Origin of the sequence: Oceanimonas marisflavi (assembly GCF_003049725.1) — a bacterium.
Taxonomy (GTDB): domain Bacteria; phylum Pseudomonadota; class Gammaproteobacteria; order Enterobacterales; family Aeromonadaceae; genus Oceanimonas; species Oceanimonas marisflavi.
Map to the genome: position 1 here is coordinate 1 of NZ_QAGM01000027.1, position 17249 is coordinate 17249.

At 59.9% G+C, this 17249-nt stretch carries 14 protein-coding genes and 1 pseudogene; 3 read left to right on the top strand and 12 right to left on the bottom strand.

Translation table 11 applies throughout. The features are described from left to right. The 11 genes and pseudogenes from DA373_RS14100 to DA373_RS14150 all read right to left on the bottom strand — a co-directional run. Nucleotides 1-301, bottom strand: a 301-nt coding sequence (locus DA373_RS14100; protein WP_232821245.1) for an aspartate/glutamate racemase family protein, incomplete at its 3' end; no start/stop codon positions are given. Between the two features lie 373 nt (nt 302-674). Further along, complete coding sequence (locus tag DA373_RS14105) at nt 675-2030, bottom strand: cytosine permease (protein ID WP_107852947.1); 1356 nt, start codon at nt 2028-2030, stop codon at nt 675-677. Nucleotides 2031-2271: 241 nt separating this feature from the next. Next, nucleotides 2272-3723, bottom strand: a complete 1452-nt coding sequence (locus DA373_RS14110) for a bifunctional 2-methylcitrate dehydratase/aconitate hydratase (RefSeq protein ID WP_107852948.1) — start codon at nt 3721-3723, stop codon at nt 2272-2274. A gap of 161 nt (nt 3724-3884) precedes the next feature. Beyond that, nucleotides 3885-4997: a bifunctional 2-methylcitrate synthase/citrate synthase gene (prpC, locus tag DA373_RS14115; RefSeq protein ID WP_107852949.1), complete on the bottom strand. Its 1113-nt coding sequence runs from the start codon at nt 4995-4997 to the stop codon at nt 3885-3887. Then, entirely contained in the window at nt 4997-5869 is an 873-nt protein-coding gene (gene prpB, locus DA373_RS14120; RefSeq protein WP_107852950.1) for a methylisocitrate lyase, read from the bottom strand. The genes prpC and prpB overlap by 1 nt, the downstream gene beginning before the upstream one ends. A 172-nt stretch (nt 5870-6041) precedes the next feature. Then, nucleotides 6042-7946 carry a putative bifunctional diguanylate cyclase/phosphodiesterase gene (locus DA373_RS14125; RefSeq protein WP_232821287.1) on the bottom strand — a complete coding sequence of 635 codons (1905 nt, stop codon included), beginning with the start codon at nt 7944-7946 and terminating at the stop codon, nt 6042-6044. Beyond that, nucleotides 7943-8449: a hypothetical protein gene (locus tag DA373_RS14130; protein WP_107852951.1), complete on the bottom strand. Its 507-nt coding sequence runs from the start codon at nt 8447-8449 to the stop codon at nt 7943-7945. The genes DA373_RS14125 and DA373_RS14130 overlap by 4 nt, the downstream gene beginning before the upstream one ends. Nucleotides 8450-8588: 139 nt before the next feature. Beyond that, a pseudogene (locus DA373_RS14135) lies at nt 8589-8696 on the bottom strand (DUF2256 domain-containing protein); the annotation flags it as partial. A gap of 125 nt (nt 8697-8821) precedes the next feature. Next, nucleotides 8822-10768 carry a bifunctional metallophosphatase/5'-nucleotidase gene (locus DA373_RS14140; RefSeq protein WP_107852952.1) on the bottom strand — a complete coding sequence of 649 codons (1947 nt, stop codon included), beginning with the start codon at nt 10766-10768 and terminating at the stop codon, nt 8822-8824. A 41-nt stretch (nt 10769-10809) separates the two neighbouring features. Continuing rightward, nucleotides 10810-11673, bottom strand: coding sequence for a formyltetrahydrofolate deformylase (gene purU, locus DA373_RS14145; RefSeq protein ID WP_232821288.1), 864 nt, complete (start codon nt 11671-11673; stop codon nt 10810-10812). A 98-nt stretch (nt 11674-11771) separates the two neighbouring features. After that, nucleotides 11772-12242, bottom strand: coding sequence for a GNAT family N-acetyltransferase (locus tag DA373_RS14150; protein ID WP_107852971.1), 471 nt, complete (start codon nt 12240-12242; stop codon nt 11772-11774). A gap of 157 nt (nt 12243-12399) precedes the next feature. Here DA373_RS14150 and DA373_RS14155 point away from each other — a divergent pair, with 157 nt between their 5' ends. From DA373_RS14155 to DA373_RS14165, 3 genes are all read left to right on the top strand, one after another. Further along, a complete protein-coding gene (locus DA373_RS14155; RefSeq protein ID WP_107852954.1) occupies nt 12400-13650 on the top strand; it encodes a lytic murein transglycosylase in 1251 nt (416 codons plus the stop codon). 174 nt (nt 13651-13824) lie between these two features. Continuing rightward, nucleotides 13825-15210, top strand: a complete 1386-nt coding sequence (locus DA373_RS14160) for an L-cystine transporter (RefSeq protein ID WP_107852955.1) — start codon at nt 13825-13827, stop codon at nt 15208-15210. 108 nt (nt 15211-15318) lie between these two features. Further along, nucleotides 15319-16203, top strand: coding sequence for a DMT family transporter (locus DA373_RS14165; protein ID WP_107852956.1), 885 nt, complete (start codon nt 15319-15321; stop codon nt 16201-16203). A gap of 24 nt (nt 16204-16227) precedes the next feature. Here the strand turns inward: DA373_RS14165 and rarD are convergent, their stop codons facing one another. Beyond that, on the bottom strand, nt 16228-17160 hold the full coding sequence (rarD, locus tag DA373_RS14170) for an EamA family transporter RarD (RefSeq protein WP_107852957.1): 933 nt from the start codon (nt 17158-17160) through the stop codon (nt 16228-16230). Between the last annotated feature and the right edge of the window lie 89 nt (nt 17161-17249).

A 17249-nucleotide genomic window follows, 5' to 3' on the forward strand; every position in this document is an offset into this window, starting at 1 on the left:
CGGCCTCGGCAATGCCCAGCACCGGCTTGTCGGTCAGCTCACGGGCGGCATACAGACCGGGGTCGCCGAAACAGGCCAGCACATAGGCGTCGATGTCTTCTTCCCGATCACCCTTGGCCACTTCTTCTAGCACACCGGGCACCGCCAGGGCTTCGTCGTAAAAGCTTTCAATGGAGGCCGGACCGCTGGCCGGGCTTACCGCCAGCACCTGGGTATCGGGCCGGGCCACGCTGTCGGCAAGCTGCTGCAGCGCATCGGTAAACGCCTGGGTGGTGTTGGGGTTGATAATCTTGATCCGCATACAGACTCCTTGTTTACACAAATATAAGTGAATCGTTAACGATCTGATTATGGATCAATCGTTAACGATGTGTAAACTATTTCGTGAATTTTTTTCTTCGCCCTGTAACGCCGCACGTTTCATAAGCCCCGCCAGCGCCCAATCGAAACAAATAAAAAGTTATTGATTTAAAAGGAAAAATAAAACAAATAAAGATAACCCCCTATTGATCAAGATTCATACAGAGCTAATTCAAGGTCATTAATTTCACAAAAATAAAAAATATTGTTATCAATTGTGTGATCCAGGGCACAGAATCCCGCTTTCTGAAAATCTCAAAAAAAAGGCCCCGCAAAGCGGGGCCAAAAGCACACGATTAACAACGATGAAATTGTCAGGATTCGGCAGCCACCTCGGGCAGCTCGGCCGGTTTGGCGATGGGTTTCATCAGCAGAGTGTAGCCCACCACGCTGATCACCAGGCCCACAAAGAAGGCCATGTCCATAAAGATCAGGCTGCATATGAAAGACACGCCGTACACCAGGAAAGCCCGCAGGTTGTAGTTGTTCTGGTATACAAAAGGTCCCTTGGGGTCGTAGAAGTCTTCCACCCGAATGCGGCCACGACGCAGCAGGTAGAAGTCGGCCAGCATGATGCCCGCTACCGGACCCAGCAGGCCGGAAGTTACCACGCTGAACCACAGCAGGTTGTCGGCAAACAGCCAGGGCATCATCAGCAGACCAATCACACCGGAGATGGATACACCCTGAGCAAAGGTGAGACGCGGAAACACGTTCATCAGGATCAGCGCCGACGGCATCAGGTTGGCCACGGTATTGGTGGACCACTGGGCAAAGGCGATGGTCAGCATGCTCAGGATCAGCACAATGGGCGAGCTCATGGAGTTGAGCACAATTTCAATGGGGTCCCAGGTGCCGGTGAGAATGCCGCCGATCATGCCCACCATCAGGATGCCGGAGCCGATCACGATCAGGCCGGCCAGCTGGGCGATAAAGGGCTTGCGGTTGCGCACAAAGAAGTTCTTGCTGCTGTGATCGCGGGAGCGTTCCAGCTTGCGGGTCAGATCCGGGCTGTTCAGACCCATGGTGATCCAGATGCCGGCAATGGCCATGACCGCAAACACGAAGGAGCCGTTGTCCAGAGAGGGCGCGGCCAGCACGTCACCAATGGTGGCGTTGTTGGTTTCCAGCAGCCAGAAGGTCACCAGACCGATGAGAATGGTCAGCGCAGGAATGGCAACCCAGTCAAACTTGGCCATGGCCTTCATGCCATAAATGGCATTCACCACCTGCAACACCCCGAAAATCAGAATAAGAATGGTGGTGTTGGTATAGCCCACCCACATTTCCAGCACCTTGCCGATGGCGACTGCCGCCACCCAGGTCTGAAAACCAAACCAGAAACAGGCCGGAATGGCGCGGAAGGCGGCCGGGATCTTGGCGCCCTTGTAGCCGAAGCAGCCACGGATATACACGGTAAACGGAATACCGTAGCGAATACCGATGTCACCGGCCAGGATCAGAATGCTGGTCACAATGGCATAGGCCGCCAGAATGGCACCGATAATGGTCCAGGGCGACAGGCCCGGATAGAGCTGGGCACCCATGGTGAAGGCCCCCATGTTGATGGTCATGCCCGCCCAGAGCATAGTGAAATCCCAGATATTGATGTCTCTGTCCTTGTCGGTGGACGGCATCAGCTCGGGATTGTTCATTTCATGTACAGCCATTGGCCTCTCCCTGTTAACTGCTGGATAAAGATGTTTAACAAACCGGCTTTATTTGTGAATTATTGCGCCGGTTTCGGGTGAACAAACTACCAACAAAATCGTTAACAATAAAATTTAAATTCGTTTACCTGATCGTTAATGTGATGTTAATCACATTTTTCATCGTAAGTCTGTCGCAGTTTGCAAAAAAAGCCGGCCCAGGGGCCGGCGATATCAGGAAGGGTTGAACAGCGGAGCAGACTCAATTGATGACAAATTGTGCCATAAAGTCGTGTACCGGCATGGCCTCAAGGCGGGCCTGATCCTGACAAAGCTCAAAAATATGCCGGCTTTGCCCTTGAGGAAAACGGCTGTGCAGATTTTGCAGAAACTTTTGCTTCAGCACCGGTATGCCATCGTGACGGCGCCGCCGGTGACCGATGGGATATTCCACTTCCACTCTGTTGGTGTGGCTGCCGTCCTTGAAGAAAATCTGAATGGCGTTGGCGATGGAGCGCTTGTCAGCCTCCAGATACTCGGCACTGTAACGGGGATCTTCCACTACCTGCATTTTGTTGCGCAGGACATCGATGCGGTCATCTCCCTGATGAAAGGCGTCTTCGTAGTGCTCGGCGGTGAGGGTGCCGTACAGCAGCGGCACCGCCACCATGTATTGCAGGCAGTGATCCCGGTCTGCCGGATTGGCCAGCGGCCCAGTCTTGGAGATGATGCGAATGGCCGACTCATGGGTAGTCAGCTCGATGCGGTCGATATCATCGAGCCGGTCCGAAACCTGCGAATGTAACTGTACCGCGCATTCCACTGCGGTCTGGGCGTGAAATTCGGCGGGATAGCTCAGCTTGAACAGCACGTTTTCCATGACATAGCTGCCCAGTGGCTGGCTTAGGCGAACAGGTTTACCCTTGAGCAGCACATCCTGAAACCCCCATTGGGGTGCACTCAGTACCGAAGGCAGGCCCATCTCCCCTTTCAGGGTGATCATGGCCAGCCTTACCGCCCGGGCGGTGGCGTCGCCGGCGGCCCAGGACTTGCGCGAACCGGCATTGGGCGCATGGCGGTAGGTACGCAGGGCCCCCCCATCGGCCCAGGCCTGGGACAGAGCATCCATAATCTGCTCTCTGTCCCCTCCCAGCAGGTGGGTTACCACCGCCGTAGACGCCACCCGCACCAGCAATACGTGATCGAGCCCCACCCGGTTAAAGCTGTTGTCGAGCGCCAGCACCCCCTGAATTTCGTGGGCCTTGATCATGGCGGTGAGCACCTCTCCCATGGAGATCGGCGCCCGGCCCTCGGCCACCGCCACCCGGCTGGAATAGTCGGCGGTGGCGAGAATGGCCCCCAGGTTATCGGACGGATGCCCCCACTCGGCGGCCAGCCAGGTGTCGTTGAAGTCGAGCCAGCGAATGATGCAGCCAATATTAAAGGCCGCCGTCACCGGATCCAGCTCGTGAGACGTTCCCGGCACCCGGGCACCGTGGCGTACTGTGGTGCCCGGCACCAGAGGGCCGAGGTGCTTGGTGCACTCGGGAAAACGCAGCGCCTGCAGGCCGCACCCCAGCGTGTCCATCAGGCAGTGGCGGGCGGTGCGCCGCGCCTCGGGGCTGCCGGTATCGGTATTGGTCACATAATCGGCAATCTGCACCAGCAGCCCGTCGGGCGCCGGCCGCCGATTGATATCCACATTCTTGCTCATGGTGAGTTCCTTGTTTAAACCGGGATCAGGAACTCGAGCCGTAGGTTGGGATGAGCAGAGCGAATCCCAACAAATACAGGTGCCGGCCGAATGTTGGAATTCGTTCCTCATTCCAACCTACCAACTATTCCCTAATCCCTATTCCCTAACCCCTGCAATCATCACCGCTTGTCGATGGGCAGCCAGTCCTGATGAGGCGGGCCCACATAGTCGGCGCTGGGGCGAATAATGCGGTTATGGGCCCGCTGCTCCATAATATGGGCGGTCCAGCCGGTAACCCGGCTCAGCACAAAGATGGGGGTGAACAGTTTGGTGGGAATGCCCATAAAGTGATAGGCGCTGGCATGATAGAAATCGGCATTGGCAAACAGCTTTTTCTCACGCCACATCACTTCTTCCACCCGCTCCGACACCGGATACAGCACTCTGTCGCCCACCGCTTCACCCAGTTTTCTGGCCCAGGGCTTGATAATGGCGTTGCGGGGATCTTTGGTGGTGTAGACGGCATGGCCAAAGCCCATCACCTTTTCCTTGCGGGCCAGCATGTCCAGCAGGGCCGCCTCCGCCTCGTCGGGGCTGCTCCACTGCTCCATCATCGCCATGGCCGCCTCGTTGGCGCCGCCGTGCAGGGGGCCGCGCAGGGTGCCGATGGCGGCGGTCACCGCCGAATGCAGATCGGTCAGGGTGGAGGCACAGACCCGGGCGGAAAAGGTGGAAGCGTTGAACTCGTGCTCGGCATAGAGCACCAGAGAGCAGTGCATCACTGTTACATCCAGCGCCGGCGGGGCGCTGCCCCGCAGCATGTGCAGAAAGTGGCCGCCCAGGCTGTCGTCATCCAGGGCGGTGTCGATGCGCTCGCCGTCGTGGGCATAGCGATACCAGTAGCAGATAATGGACGGCAGCAGCGCCAGCAGCCGCTCGGCGGCATCCTGCTGCTCGCTGAACCTGTGTTCGGTTTCCAGGTTGCCGAGCATGGAGCAGCCGGTGCGCAGCACGTCCATCGGGTGGGCCGAGGCCGGAATATGCTCCAGTACGGTGCGCAGCGCCGCCGGCAAGCCCCGGTTGGCGCGCAGCCGGGCCTTGAAGGCGGTCAGCTCCCCCTTGTTGGGCAGATAGCCTTTCAGCAGCAGAAAAGCCACCTCTTCAAACTCGGCGTGAGCGGCCAGATCTTCAATGTCGTAACCCCGGTAGGTCAGGCCGGAGCCGGTCTTGCCCACGGTGCACAGGGCGGTCTGGCCAGCGGTCTGGCCGCGCAGTCCTTCGGCGTTGCTCATCAAGCGTCTTCTCCTTTGCTGAACAGGGAATCGAGCGTCTGCTCGTAGTGGTGATAGCCCAGCGTCCGGTACAGCTGTTCCCGGGTCTGCATGGTATTAATCAGGTTACGCTGGTGACCGTCGGCGAGAATATGCCGGTACACGGTTTCGGCCGCCCGGCTCATGGCGCGAAACGCCGACAGCGGATAGAGCACCATGGCCACGCCCGCGCCGGCCAGCTCGGCCTGACTGAACAGGGGGGTCTTGCCGAATTCGGTGATATTGGCCAGCACCGGCACCCCCACCGCATCACAAAAGGAACGGTACTGCGCCAGAGTTTCCATGGCCTCGGGAAAAATCATATCGGCCCCCGCCTCCACACAGGCCTGAGCCCGTTCAATGGCACTGCTCATGCCTTCCACCGCCAGGGCATCGGTGCGGGCCATAATGGCAAAACGGGGATCGCGGCGGGCGTCCACCGCCGCACGAATGCGATCCACCATTTCGGCCTGAGAAACGATGGCCTTGTTGGGTCTGTGGCCGCAGCGTTTTTGCACCACCTGATCTTCAATGTGAATGGCCGCCACGCCGGCGCGCTCCATTTCCTGCACGGTGCGGGCAATGCCAAAGGCGCCGCCAAAGCCGGTATCCACGTCCACCAGCAATGGCAGAGCGCTGGCGGCGGTTATGCGGCGGGCGTCTTCCAGCACATCATTCAGGGTGGTAATGCCCAGATCCGGCAGTCCGAATGAGGCATTGGCGACTCCGGCACCGGACAGATACAGGGCCCGGTGACCGGTCTGCTCCGCCTGCATGGCACTGTAGGCATTCACCGCACCCACCACGGCCAGCGGCTGGCCGGCGGCGATGGCGTCGAACAAGCTTGCCCTCATGACAGTTCCTCCGGAAATTCATGAAACAGGTGCACCAGGGTACACACCAACAATAGCAGGCTTTTTGAACAGAAATGCTTGATCTGTAGACTAATTAAGGTCTGGAAGGCGAGGATGCACTCCCGCGCTGTGCGCGGGAGCCAGGGTGAGGGGGAAGTAAAAAAACGCGCCGTTAGCCGGCGGGTGAATAACGCCGCAAATCCTTTTCCAGCCAGCCGGCAACCTGCTCCGCCGGCATGGGACGGGCCAGCAGATAGCCCTGCCCCAGCTGGCAACCCAGCTGCTGCAGCCGCTGCTGTTGCTCGGGCTCTTCTATGCCTTCGGCGGTGACTTCCATCTCCAGGCTGTCTGCCAGCCGGATGATGGTGTGTACCAGATCAACGGCACGCTTGTCCGTGCTCAGATCCGACACAAAGGACTTGTCGATCTTGAGCTTGTTCACCGGCAACTGGCGCAGATGGCTGAACGAGGAATAACCGGTGCCAAAGTCGTCAAGGGCAATTTCCACGCCCAGCTGACGCAGGGCGGTCAGGTTATCGACGGAGCTGGCGGTATCCCACAGGCTGGTGTCTTCGGTGATCTCCAGCACCAGCGCGCTGGCGGGCAGACCGGTACGCTGCAGCGTGGCGGCCACGGTACAGCCAAGCTCGCCGCTCATAAAGATTTCCGGGCTGATATTTACATTGACCTTGAGCCAGTCAAAGCCCCTGCCATGCCAGTGCTGCAGCTGCCGGCAGGCGGTCAGCAATACCCACTGGTTGAGCAGATGGGCCAGACCGTGATGCTCGGCCACGGCAATGATCTCCAGCGGACCGATATGGCCGTGCTCCGGCGAATGCCAGCGCAGCAATGCTTCAAGGGATTCGATATGACCGCCATCCAGACGAAAAATGGGCTGATAAACCAGGGTCAGCTCGTCGTTCTCAATGGCCAGCTGCAGCGCCACCGCCAGCTTCTGACTGCGCAGCCGCTGTTCGTCCATGTCGGGCTCAAATACCCGGGAAGAAAACTTGGGATCATGCTTGGCGTAATACATGGCGGTATCGGCATGACTGAGCAACTCGGCCATGGTGGTGCCGTGATCCGGATACAGGCTGGTGCCAATGCTGGCCTGGGGAGTCAGGCAGCCGTCGGGCAGCCGTATTTCTCCCGACAGGGCCTGCAGCACCCTGGCTGAAGAGCGCGCCGCTTCTTCCCGATCGTCAAAAAACTGAACAACCACAAATTCGTCGCCACCCAGCCGGGCCACATGATCCAGGCGCTCCAGCATCACACACAGTCGTGAGGCCACCACCTTGAGTACCCGATCACCCACCTCATGGCCCAGGCTGTCGTTGACCGCCTTGAAGCCGTTCAGATCCACCATGTGTATGGCCAGGTAACGGCGCTCCCGCGCGGCCAGTGCCAGCGTTCGCTCCATCATCTGGTAGAAATTGATGCGGTTGGGCAGACCGGTGAGCATATCGTGGTAGGCCAGGTAGCGGTTGCGCCGGTTTTCCCTGATCACCAGCCACAGCATCAGGCCGCCACTGAGCAGCAGGCCGGCAAGGTAAATGGTGGAGCGCTGACGCACATCCCCGATAATATCCAGCTGCTGCCACACCTTTTCACCGGAAAAGCTGTTGACGTTGATTTCCCGGGCCAGCTGGCGATAGGAGGACAGCTCACGCTTCAGCTCCAGAATGCCCTGCCGGTCGTCCATGGTCAGGCCGTATATTTTCGGATCCCATTCCACCAGGCGTTGCCGCAGGTCCAGCAGCATTTCCCTGACCCCCGACTGTTCACGCACGGGCCGGCTTTCCTCGCCTTCCAGCAGGGTGTCTATGCGGCTCCACAGCAGCTCAAAGCGCAACTGCACATGACGCTCATTCTGGGTACCGGCGGCCAGGCTGGTGAGGGCATGGTCGAACTTGAGCACTTCCATTTCCAGCTCGGAGCTGGCCCAGCCCACTGCCTTGATGGTGGCGGACACATAGCGCACCACGTTCAGATCGCGGTTATAGCTGTACAGCGAGCTGGCGCTGAACAACAGGACGGCGATGGTGAGAACCACCATCTTGGCAGTTTTGAATGTCACTGAATTTCCAGGGCCTCAAGTTGCCACACCAGCATTTCATGATAGCGCTTGGTGTTGTATTTTTTGTTGTCACTCAGCGGAAGCATTAACCAGAGCGGGCCCTTATCCCTGATTTTCATGGTTTTTCCATCCAGGTGGGTCACCAGCAGAAAAGGCGTTTCCTGCACCAGCGCCATATCGATATCATTATGATAATCATTCAGCGCCACCAGTCGAACGGTTTTTCCCTCTGCCCCCACCCGCTCAAGCAAGTCAGTCAGCAGCACACCGCGAAAATGGTGCCTGCCCTCGGTCCAGGGAGTATCTGTAATGAACTCGTGCTGAGGCAGCTGGCCCAGCATGGCCAGATCAAAACGGGCCTCATCATTCACATTGGTCTGTTCGATATGGCCACGTATGGTCAGAATGACGCGATGCTCGGGCACAGGAAGCTCGCTGTTGGCCCAGGCGGACAGGCTCAGCAAAACAGAGCACACAAGGGCGAAGCAGGTTTTCAGGCGCATTGGATGGTTCCCTTAACAGCTTAGGATTCAAAAGAGTATAGACAGCCCGGTCTTTCCTGAACATGGCTTGCGACCCGTAAAGAGTAATGCAGACAAAAAATCAAGTCGAGTTGCAGCAGGTACTTGAAAGCCAACTGGTTTATTTTGCGCCAGCCTCTGACACGTTCGAGTCTTTTCTGTGCCGGCGACAGCGTTCCGAGCAATATTTGACCCTCTCCCAGTCCCGCGCCCACTTTTTGCGCCAGCTGAACGGCCGGCCGGGTTTAACGTCCCGTCATACCGGGCTTGACCCGGTCACGGCGACTTTCGTCAGGGTGATGGCCTGGATTGGCATGAAGGGGTTCCCACGCAGAGCGTGGGAACCTGGCAGGATTACAGCCGGTTCAGGGTAATACCGGTGTCACTCAGGGGAGTGACCAGCGGCCGCTGGTCACGAACATATTCCACAAAGGCACTGGCATCGGTATTGCATTGCACGCCCTGAGCCTGGCAGTTCAGGGGCTGGTTGATATAGTGCACTCGAATGGCGCCATCCTGGGTTTTGCTCAGGCGGGCCACCGGAAAGGCGGTGAGCCGCCCATTGACCCAGGCCAGATCAATTCTGTCGGTCAGCACCTGCTGAGCTTCAAACAAGGTGTTCCAGCCGTCATTGCCCGAGGCACTGTAACCGTTCATCACCACGTTGTAGCTGGCATTGGGATCCAGCCTGACCCACTCCTCCCCCTGGCGTACCTCGATGGAACGCAGAAAGCCGGAGCCCTTGCGGGTTTCATCAAACTGGTAACGCAGCCCGGCCAGATAGGGGAACCGGCCCGTATGGGCGCCTTCGGGCAGGGAGGTATTAATGGTTTCCAGCAGCAGGCCGGCGACTTGGCGACCGGTGAGCGACACCAGGCTGAGCGGGTTGGCAAAGGGCAGCAGCTCCAGGGTGACGTTGCCTTCCCTGAGCGCGCCCGGCTCCAGGCCGGTGCGCACTGCGCCGGCGTTGACCAAGGCAATATCGGCCCGGCGGCCGGTCACGGCCTGCACCCCGGGGGTGTTCATCCAGTACAGCTGGCTGGCCGCCACCAAAGGCGCCACCTGCGACTGGCTGCCATCCCGGCCGGGCAGGCGCCGGTGCTCAAGCATGGCCGGCACATGGCCGATCACTCGCCCATAGGCGGCATCCAGAGCGGGCTTGTACTGTTCATCGATATGGCGGCGCAGCCCGGCGTCTTCTTCCACCATGGCCATGCGCTCATCCTGCGCCACCAGCGCGGCCAGCCGTTGCTGCTCGGGCTCGCTCAGGCGGTGTTGCTCGCCCCGGCGAATATCACGGTAAAACACGCCATCGGTCAGCAGGGTGTTGCCGCCTTCACAACGGCTGACCCGGCCATCCGGCGTAAAGATCACGCTCACCCGGCCCATGGCCTGGGCAAACTGGCCGGCCTGCACCACACAGGTTTTGGCGCGGCCGTCCGGATTGGTCACCAGCTGAGCATAGGGCGGGTTGTTGCCCAGCCCCAGATCGGAAAAATCCCCCAGCAGGCTGTGGGAATGGCCGCCTACAATCACGTCTATACCGTTAACCCGGGAAGCCAGCCGCTGATCCCGCTCCAGCCCCAGATGGGTAAGGGCGATAATGTGTTTCACTCCCTGGGCACGCAGGGCATTCACGGTGCGCTGGGCGGCTTCCACTTCATGACCAAACACCAGATTGCCGGTATTGGGCGCGATGTCGGCCATGTCTTCCAGCACCAGCCCCATCACCGCCACCACGGGATCGCTGCCGGCGTCTTCCATGCTCTTCAGGCGTTCCTTGTCGTTGCCGTCAAAGGCATAGAGCACATAGGGATACAGGTTGGCGGCGTCTTTCAGGGCTGGCTCCCGGCTGGCGTCCAGATTGGCGGCCAGCACCGGAAAATTCACACTCTCAATAAACTGCGCCAGGCGCTGATTATCGAGTTCAAATTCATGGTTGCCGGGCACCATGGCATCCAGCCCGAGGCGGCTGAGCAGATCGGCGTTCATGGCGCCCTGATTGAGCTTGAAGTAACCACTGCCCTGCCAGGCATCGCCGCCGTGCACAAACAGCATGGGCTGATCCGTTTGTTTTGCCTGCTCGCGCAGGGCACTGGCCCGGGTCAGCAACCGCGGAAAACCACCCAGACGCGTGTACACCGGCCGGCCTTCCAGCATCAGGGGAACATCGCTGGCATCAAAGTGGGAATGAGTGTCATTGATGTGCGCCAGGGTCAGGGTAAAGGGCGCCTCGGGTTGTTGACTGGCACAGCCTGAAAGGGCCAGCGCCAAAGCGCCGGCCAGCAGAATTTTTTTCATTAATTAACCAACTCCATTGTGTAAAACCGGGCCGGGTGCACTCAGCTGGTAAACACCACTGTCTTGCCGTTATGCAGAAATACCCGTTGTTCAATATGATGTTGCACCGCCCGGGCCAGGGTGATGCATTCAATGTCCTTGCCCTTGGCGATCAGCTGCTCGGGATAATGGCTGTGATCCACCATCTCTACCCCCTGGGTGATGATGGGGCCTTCATCCAGATCGTTGTTGATGTAATGGGCGGTGGCGCCCACCAGCTTGACGCCCTTTTCATAGGCCTGATGATAGGGGTTGGCGCCCCTGAAGCCGGGCAGCAGGGAATGGTGAATGTTGATGGCCCGCCCCGTGAGCTCGGTGCACATGGCCGGACTCAGCACCTGCATGTAGCGCGCCAGCACCACCAGATCGGCGTCACATTCGTTGATAATGCCCAGGATCTGCGCCTCCTGCTCATCACGGTTTTCATCGCTAACCGGCAGATGGTAATAGGGAATATGATGCCAGTCGGCCAGCCGCTGCAGATCCGGGTGGTTGGAGATGATGGCCGGGATCTCCACCGCCAGCTGACCGGTGCGATAGCGGTAAAGCAGATCGTTCAGGCAATGATCCAGGCGCGATACCATGATCACCACATTGGGACGGTAGTGCCTGGCGGTGAGCTGCCACTGCATGTCAAACCCGGCGGCCCGGGACGCAAACTCACTGCAAAAGGCGTGTTCGTCAAAGAGGTGTTCCCTCGGCGGACGAAACTCGGCGCGAATGAAAAAATGGCGGCTCAGCACATCGTCAAAGGTCTGCATTTCTACCACGTAGCAACCCTGCTCGCGCAGATAGCGGGTTACCACGTCAACGGTGCCCAGGTTGCCCGGACAGTGGGCGGTAAGATAATAGGTGTCTTTTGGCATGGCCACAGCCGTTCTCCCGATTCCTGAAAAACACGCCGCCTGGCGGCGGCGCTATTGTGCGGCAAAGCCGGCCGTTTCGCCAGCCGGCGTACCCGGCATCAGCCCAGCTTTTTTTCCATGATATAGCGGGTAAAGGTTTCGCCGGCCTTGTGCACTTGCTGCTGATCCAGCAGGCGAAAGCCCCGTTGCTCAAACATGGGCCGCGACAGTACGCTGGCGTCTGTGGTCAGGCAGTCCACACCCCGCCGGCGGGCTTCCTGTTCCATTTCTTCGCACAGCCTGCCGGCCAGCCCCCGGCCGGAATGCTGCTCCAGCACATAGATCAGTGCCAGGTAGTGATCCGGATTCAGGGTGGCAAAGGCCACGGGAATATTGTGCATGGTCATGACCCGGGTATAGCCGCTGCGCACCAGGCGGCTGAAATCATCCCGGAACAGGTAGGGAAAGGCGGCCCAGAGCTGTACCTGTTCGTCGCTGTAACCGCGCCGCCCCTGGCCCATGACCGCATCGTGATAAATCAGCTCCAGGCTGCTGAAATCGGTTTCCCGATAGTCTCTGCTTGAATACATGACAACTCCGAATACAAACCCGTTCACCATCATCGCGCCATCATAACAAAGCAGAAGCAGGTGATCTGCGCTGCCACCGGGGATTTGCGTCATTTTATGTTTCATTTATTGATTGTTCGGATAAGCTGTCGAACATCAGTCAATCCGGAATGCATTCATGTTCAGAACCTCCTTAGTGGCCTGCCTGATCGCGGGCATCCTGGCCAGTGGCTGCACCAGCCACGCCACTCCTTCACAGCAAAACAAGGATACAACCCTCAACAGCGGTGAGCAGCCGTCCCGGGCCGAGCAACAGAGCTTTATCGCCTGGCGCGCCGGGTTTCGCCACCGGGCTCTGGCCGCGGGCATTGCCCCCGGGGTATTTGACGCCGCTTTTGAACATGTGACGCTTAACCAGCAGGTGATCAAGCTCGATCGCCGTCAGGCGGAATTCACCCGCCAGCTGTGGGACTATCTGGATACCGCCGTGTCCGCCACCCGGGTCAGTAACGGCCAGGAAAAGCGCCGGGCGCTCGCGGGAACGCTTGCCCGGATTGAACAGGGCTACGGTGTGCGGCCCGAAGTGGTGCTGGCGGTCTGGGGGATGGAAACCAACTATGGCAGCTTTCGGGGCAACACGCCCACCATTGAAGGCCTGGCCACCCTCGCCTTTGAAGGGCGCCGGCGTGAGTTTGCCGAAACCCAGCTGATCGCCGCCCTGCGCATTTTGCAGTCGGGGGATGTCAGCGTACAGGACATGCGCGGCTCCTGGGCCGGCGCCATGGGCCACACCCAGTTTATGCCCACCAGCTATCTGGAGTATGCCCGGGACTTTGACGGTGATGGCAAGCGCAATATCTGGAGTGACGATCCCACCGACGCCCTGGCTTCCACCGCGTATTACCTGTCCCGTTTTGGCTGGCAGCCGGGCGCGCCCTGGGGGCTGGAAGTCACTCTGCCCGCGGGCTTTGACTATGCCCAGGCGGATCAGAACAACCGCAGGCCGGTGGCTCACTGGCGCCGTCTTGGCGTGACCCGGGCCAACGGCACTCCCCTTCCCGACCATGGTGACGCCGCCATTCTGGTGCCGGCAGGCGCTCAGGGGCCCGCTTTTGTGGTGTTTAACAACTTTTATGTGATCAAGCGCTACAACAACGCCACCGCCTATGCCATGGCGGTAGGACATCTTGCCGATAAAATTGCCGGAGGCAGTGATTTTAACCGGGCCTGGCCCCGGCATGAGCGGGCCCTGAGCCGGGCCGAGAAACAGGAGCTGCAACAACGCCTGACCGAACAGGGTTTTGACACCAAGGGGGCGGATGGCGTGATTGGCCCCAATACCATGACGGCCATTCGTGCCTGGCAGCAGGCGCACGGACTCACCGCCGACGGCTATGCCAGCGCCAGCCTGCTGAACCGGTTACGTTAAGCTCACTCAACAGAGCCTGACACCAGGCTCTGCTTTACCAGTGGTTATTAGTTCTGCAAAAATACCTTTTTACCGCTATTTTTCATAAGCCATAACCAAACGGATTAACAGCTGAGTTTATTATGCTGTTAGCATCGCCACCTTTCATTATCATTTTCTGAATTCGGAGTTTTCATGCTGACCGTGCTTGCCAATCTGGCGATCTTTGTGTTGCTGATGCTGGTCCTGGCCCGCTTGTCCCGCCGGGGCCAGTCTCTTTCCCGCCAGGTGCTGACCGGCCTGGTCTTTGGCGTGGCAGCCGGCTTTGCCATGCAGGTGCTGTATGGTGCCGACACCATTGCCCGCACCCTGGAGTGGGTCAACGTGGTAGGCGGTGGCTATGTACGCCTGCTGCAGATGATCGTGATCCCGCTGGTGCTGGTGTCCATTCTGGGTGCGGTAGCACGGCTGCATAACGCCACTTCCCTCGGCAAGATCAGTGTGCTGACCCTGGGCGTGCTGCTGTTCACCACCGCCATCTCGGCGCTGGTGGGCGCCTTTGTGACCTATTCCTTTGGCCTCAGCGCCGCCGATCTGGTGCAGGGCGCCCGCGAACTGGCCCGGGCCGAGCAGCTGGAAGCCACGGTGGCCAGCGTGGCCAATCTCTCCGTGCCTCAGCTGCTGGTGTCCTTTATTCCCCGCAATCCCTTTGCCGACATGACCGGCGCCAGCCCCACCTCCATTATTGGCGTGGTGATCTTTGCGGTGTTCCTGGGCCTGGCGGTGCTGACCCTGCTGAAGGACGAGCCCGAGCTGGGCAAGCGCGTGGTGGGTGGCATTGAGGCCCTGCAGGCGCTGATCATGCGACTGGTTCGCCTGGTGATGAAACTCACCCCCTTTGGGGTGATGGCGCTGATGACCAAGGTGATTGCCGGCTCCAACCTGCAGGACGTGCTCAGCCTGGCCGGCTTCCTGGTGGCGTCCTACCTGGCCATTGCCATCATGTTTGTGGTGCACGGCCTGCTGCTGAGCCTGGTGGGCGTCAACGCAAAACGCTTTTTCACCAAGGTGTGGCCGGTGCTGGCCTTTGCCTTTACCAGCCGCTCCAGCGCCGCCACCATTCCGCTGAACGTGCAGGCACAGACCCAGAAACTGGGTGTGCCCGAGAGCATCGCCAACTTTGCCGCTTCCTTTGGCGCCACCATTGGTCAGAACGGCTGTGCCGGCATCTACCCGGCCATGCTGGCGGTGATGATCGCCCCCACCATGGGCATCGACGTGCTGGATCCGCTGTGGCTGGCGACCCTGGTGGGCGTGATCACCCTGGCGTCCTTCGGTGTGGCCGGCGTGGGCGGCGGCGCCACCTTTGCCGCGCTGATCGTGCTGCCCATCATGGGCATGCCGGTGGCGCTGGCGGCCCTGCTGATCTCCATTGAGCCGCTGATCGACATGGCCCGCACCGCCCTGAACGTGAACGGCGCCATGACCGCCGGCACCATCAGCAGCAAGCTGCTGGGCCAGACCGACGAAACCGTGTTTGCCGCCGATGACGACGGCGGGCAGACCCCGGCGGTGGCCTGAGCGCCGCTGCTCTGATACAGAGCTGCCACTGAAAAAGCGCCTGCGGGCGCTTTTTTTTGGCTAACATGGGCCCCTCTTGCCCTTTGTCCCGCTGACAAGGATGTTTCCATGCTGTGGATCCCCTTTACCCTGTTTGCCGCCTTTATGCAGGCCTGGCGCAACGCCTTTCAGAAGCGCCTGAGCCAGGACGCCGGCGCCACTGCCGTAACCCTGGCGCGCTTTGTGCTGGCCTGGCCCCTGGCCGGACTGTATCTGTGGCTGCTGTACCAGTGGCAGCCGGAACAAGCCCTGCCCGCCTTCACCACCCCCTTTACTTTGTTAATCGTGGCGGCGTCCATCAGTCAGATCCTGGCCACGGCGCTGATGGTGCGGCTGTTTCAGCTGCGCAACTATGCGGTGGGCGTGGGCCTGGCCAAAAGCGAGGCGGTGCTGGCGGCAGCCCTGGGGGTGTTCTTTTTCAGCGCACCACTCACGCTGCTGGGCTGGCTCGGGGTCGTGCTGGGTGGAGTGGCGGTATGGCTGCTGAGCGGGCTGCGCCGGGCGGCAGGCAAGGGGGTGCCCGTAAGCACTCTGGTCACCGGGCTGGGCAGCGGCCTGGCCTTTGCCCTTACCTCGCTGTGGGTGCGGGAAGCCAGCCTGGAACTGGCCCTGCCCTTTCCCTTTGGCGCCGCCTGGGTGCTGTTGCTGGTGATCAGCCTGCAAACCCTGCTGCTGGTGGGATGGCTGGGGCTGCGCAATCCGGCGGCGCTGCTGTCGTTATGGCAGCGTCCCGGACTCACCGCTCTGGTCAGCCTCACCAGTTGCCTAGGCTCCATTGGCTGGTTCACCGCCATGAGCCTGGAGACCGTGGCGCTGGTCAAGACCCTGGGGCAGGTGGAGGTGCTGTTTACCCTGATGATCTCGGCCTGGTATTTCAGGGAAAGACTGGGCCGCCGGGATCACGGCGGCCTGGTGCTGATCGTGCTGGCGGCCATCTGCGTCATGTGGGCCTGATGAACCAGGCCCGGGAAATTCGGCTTATGTCTGGGCGCTCTGTACCGGCGTCTGATGCGTCGCGCTCTGACGAAAAGGATAACGGCGGAACGCCAGCATTTTGCGCACCCCTTCCAGCACCAGCAACGCCACGGCAATCCAGATGGCGATAAAGGTGAACCATTCCTCACCGGCAATGGTTTCGCCCAGCACCAGGGACACCACCACCAGCAGCACCGGCTCCACATACCCCAGCAGGCCAAACAGACTGAACGGCAGGCTGCGGCTGGCGAGAATGTAGCAGGCCAGGGCCAGGGCGCTGATCATGCCAAGACCCAGCACCAGCAGGTAAAGCAGCGGCCGCTCGCCAAAGACCGCCATCGGCGCGCCGGAGGCGGACACAAACCAGGCCGCCACCGGCAGCATCAACAGCATGTCACACCAGAGGCCCCCGAGGGTGTCATTCCCCAGCCAGCGCCGCCACACAAAATAAAGCGGGTAACCCAGGGCCACCACCAGGGTCTCCCAGGAGACACCGCCGGCGTGCCACACCTCGTTGGCCACCCCCAGGGCGGCAAAGGCCACCGCCAGCCATTGCAGCCGGGAGGGCCGCTCCTGATAGAGAAACCGCCCCACCAGCACCAGCACCAGCGGCATCATGAAATAACCGAGCGACACCGCCAGCCCGCGGCCGTTGATGGGCGCCCACATAAAAATCCAAAGCTGCACCCCCACCAGAGCGGAAGACAGAGGCAGACCCAGCCACAGCACGGGGCGGGTTTTCAGTTGCGCAAACAGAGCAGTCACCAGGCGCCAGTCACCGCTGTAGAGCAGAAACAGGCCCAGACAGGGCATGGTCAGCAGCATGCGCCAGCCAAACACCACCTCACCGCTCATGGGCGTCATCAGACTGGCGTAGTAATACAACAGTGCAAACAACACCGATGAAAACACCGATAACGCAACCCCTCTGGCCACTCGCTTTCCTCCTTTCTGATAATCAGGTCAAAATTTCGCGCGAAGCTTAACAGCTTTAAGTTGAAATATTGACCTGATTTAAAAAATAA

Bases quoted from the DNA above. Each gene is read 5' to 3' on its own strand.
- DA373_RS14105 (WP_107852947.1), bottom strand. From the start codon at position 2,030: ATGGCTGTACATGAAATGAACAATCCCGAGCTGATGCCGTCCACCGAC.
- DA373_RS14110 (WP_107852948.1), bottom strand. From the start codon at position 3,723: ATGAGCAAGAATGTGGATATCAATCGGCGGCCGGCGCCCGACGGGCTG.
- prpC (WP_107852949.1), bottom strand. From the start codon at position 4,997: ATGAGCAACGCCGAAGGACTGCGCGGCCAGACCGCTGGCCAGACCGCC.
- prpB (WP_107852950.1), bottom strand. From the start codon at position 5,869: ATGAGGGCAAGCTTGTTCGACGCCATCGCCGCCGGCCAGCCGCTGGCC.
- DA373_RS14130 (WP_107852951.1), bottom strand. From the start codon at position 8,449: ATGCGCCTGAAAACCTGCTTCGCCCTTGTGTGCTCTGTTTTGCTGAGC.
- DA373_RS14140 (WP_107852952.1), bottom strand. From the start codon at position 10,768: ATGAAAAAAATTCTGCTGGCCGGCGCTTTGGCGCTGGCCCTTTCAGGC.
- purU (WP_232821288.1), bottom strand. From the start codon at position 11,673: ATGCCAAAAGACACCTATTATCTTACCGCCCACTGTCCGGGCAACCTG.
- DA373_RS14150 (WP_107852971.1), bottom strand. From the start codon at position 12,242: ATGTATTCAAGCAGAGACTATCGGGAAACCGATTTCAGCAGCCTGGAG.
- DA373_RS14155 (WP_107852954.1), top strand. From the start codon at position 12,400: ATGTTCAGAACCTCCTTAGTGGCCTGCCTGATCGCGGGCATCCTGGCC.
- DA373_RS14160 (WP_107852955.1), top strand. From the start codon at position 13,825: ATGCTGACCGTGCTTGCCAATCTGGCGATCTTTGTGTTGCTGATGCTG.
- DA373_RS14165 (WP_107852956.1), top strand. From the start codon at position 15,319: ATGCTGTGGATCCCCTTTACCCTGTTTGCCGCCTTTATGCAGGCCTGG.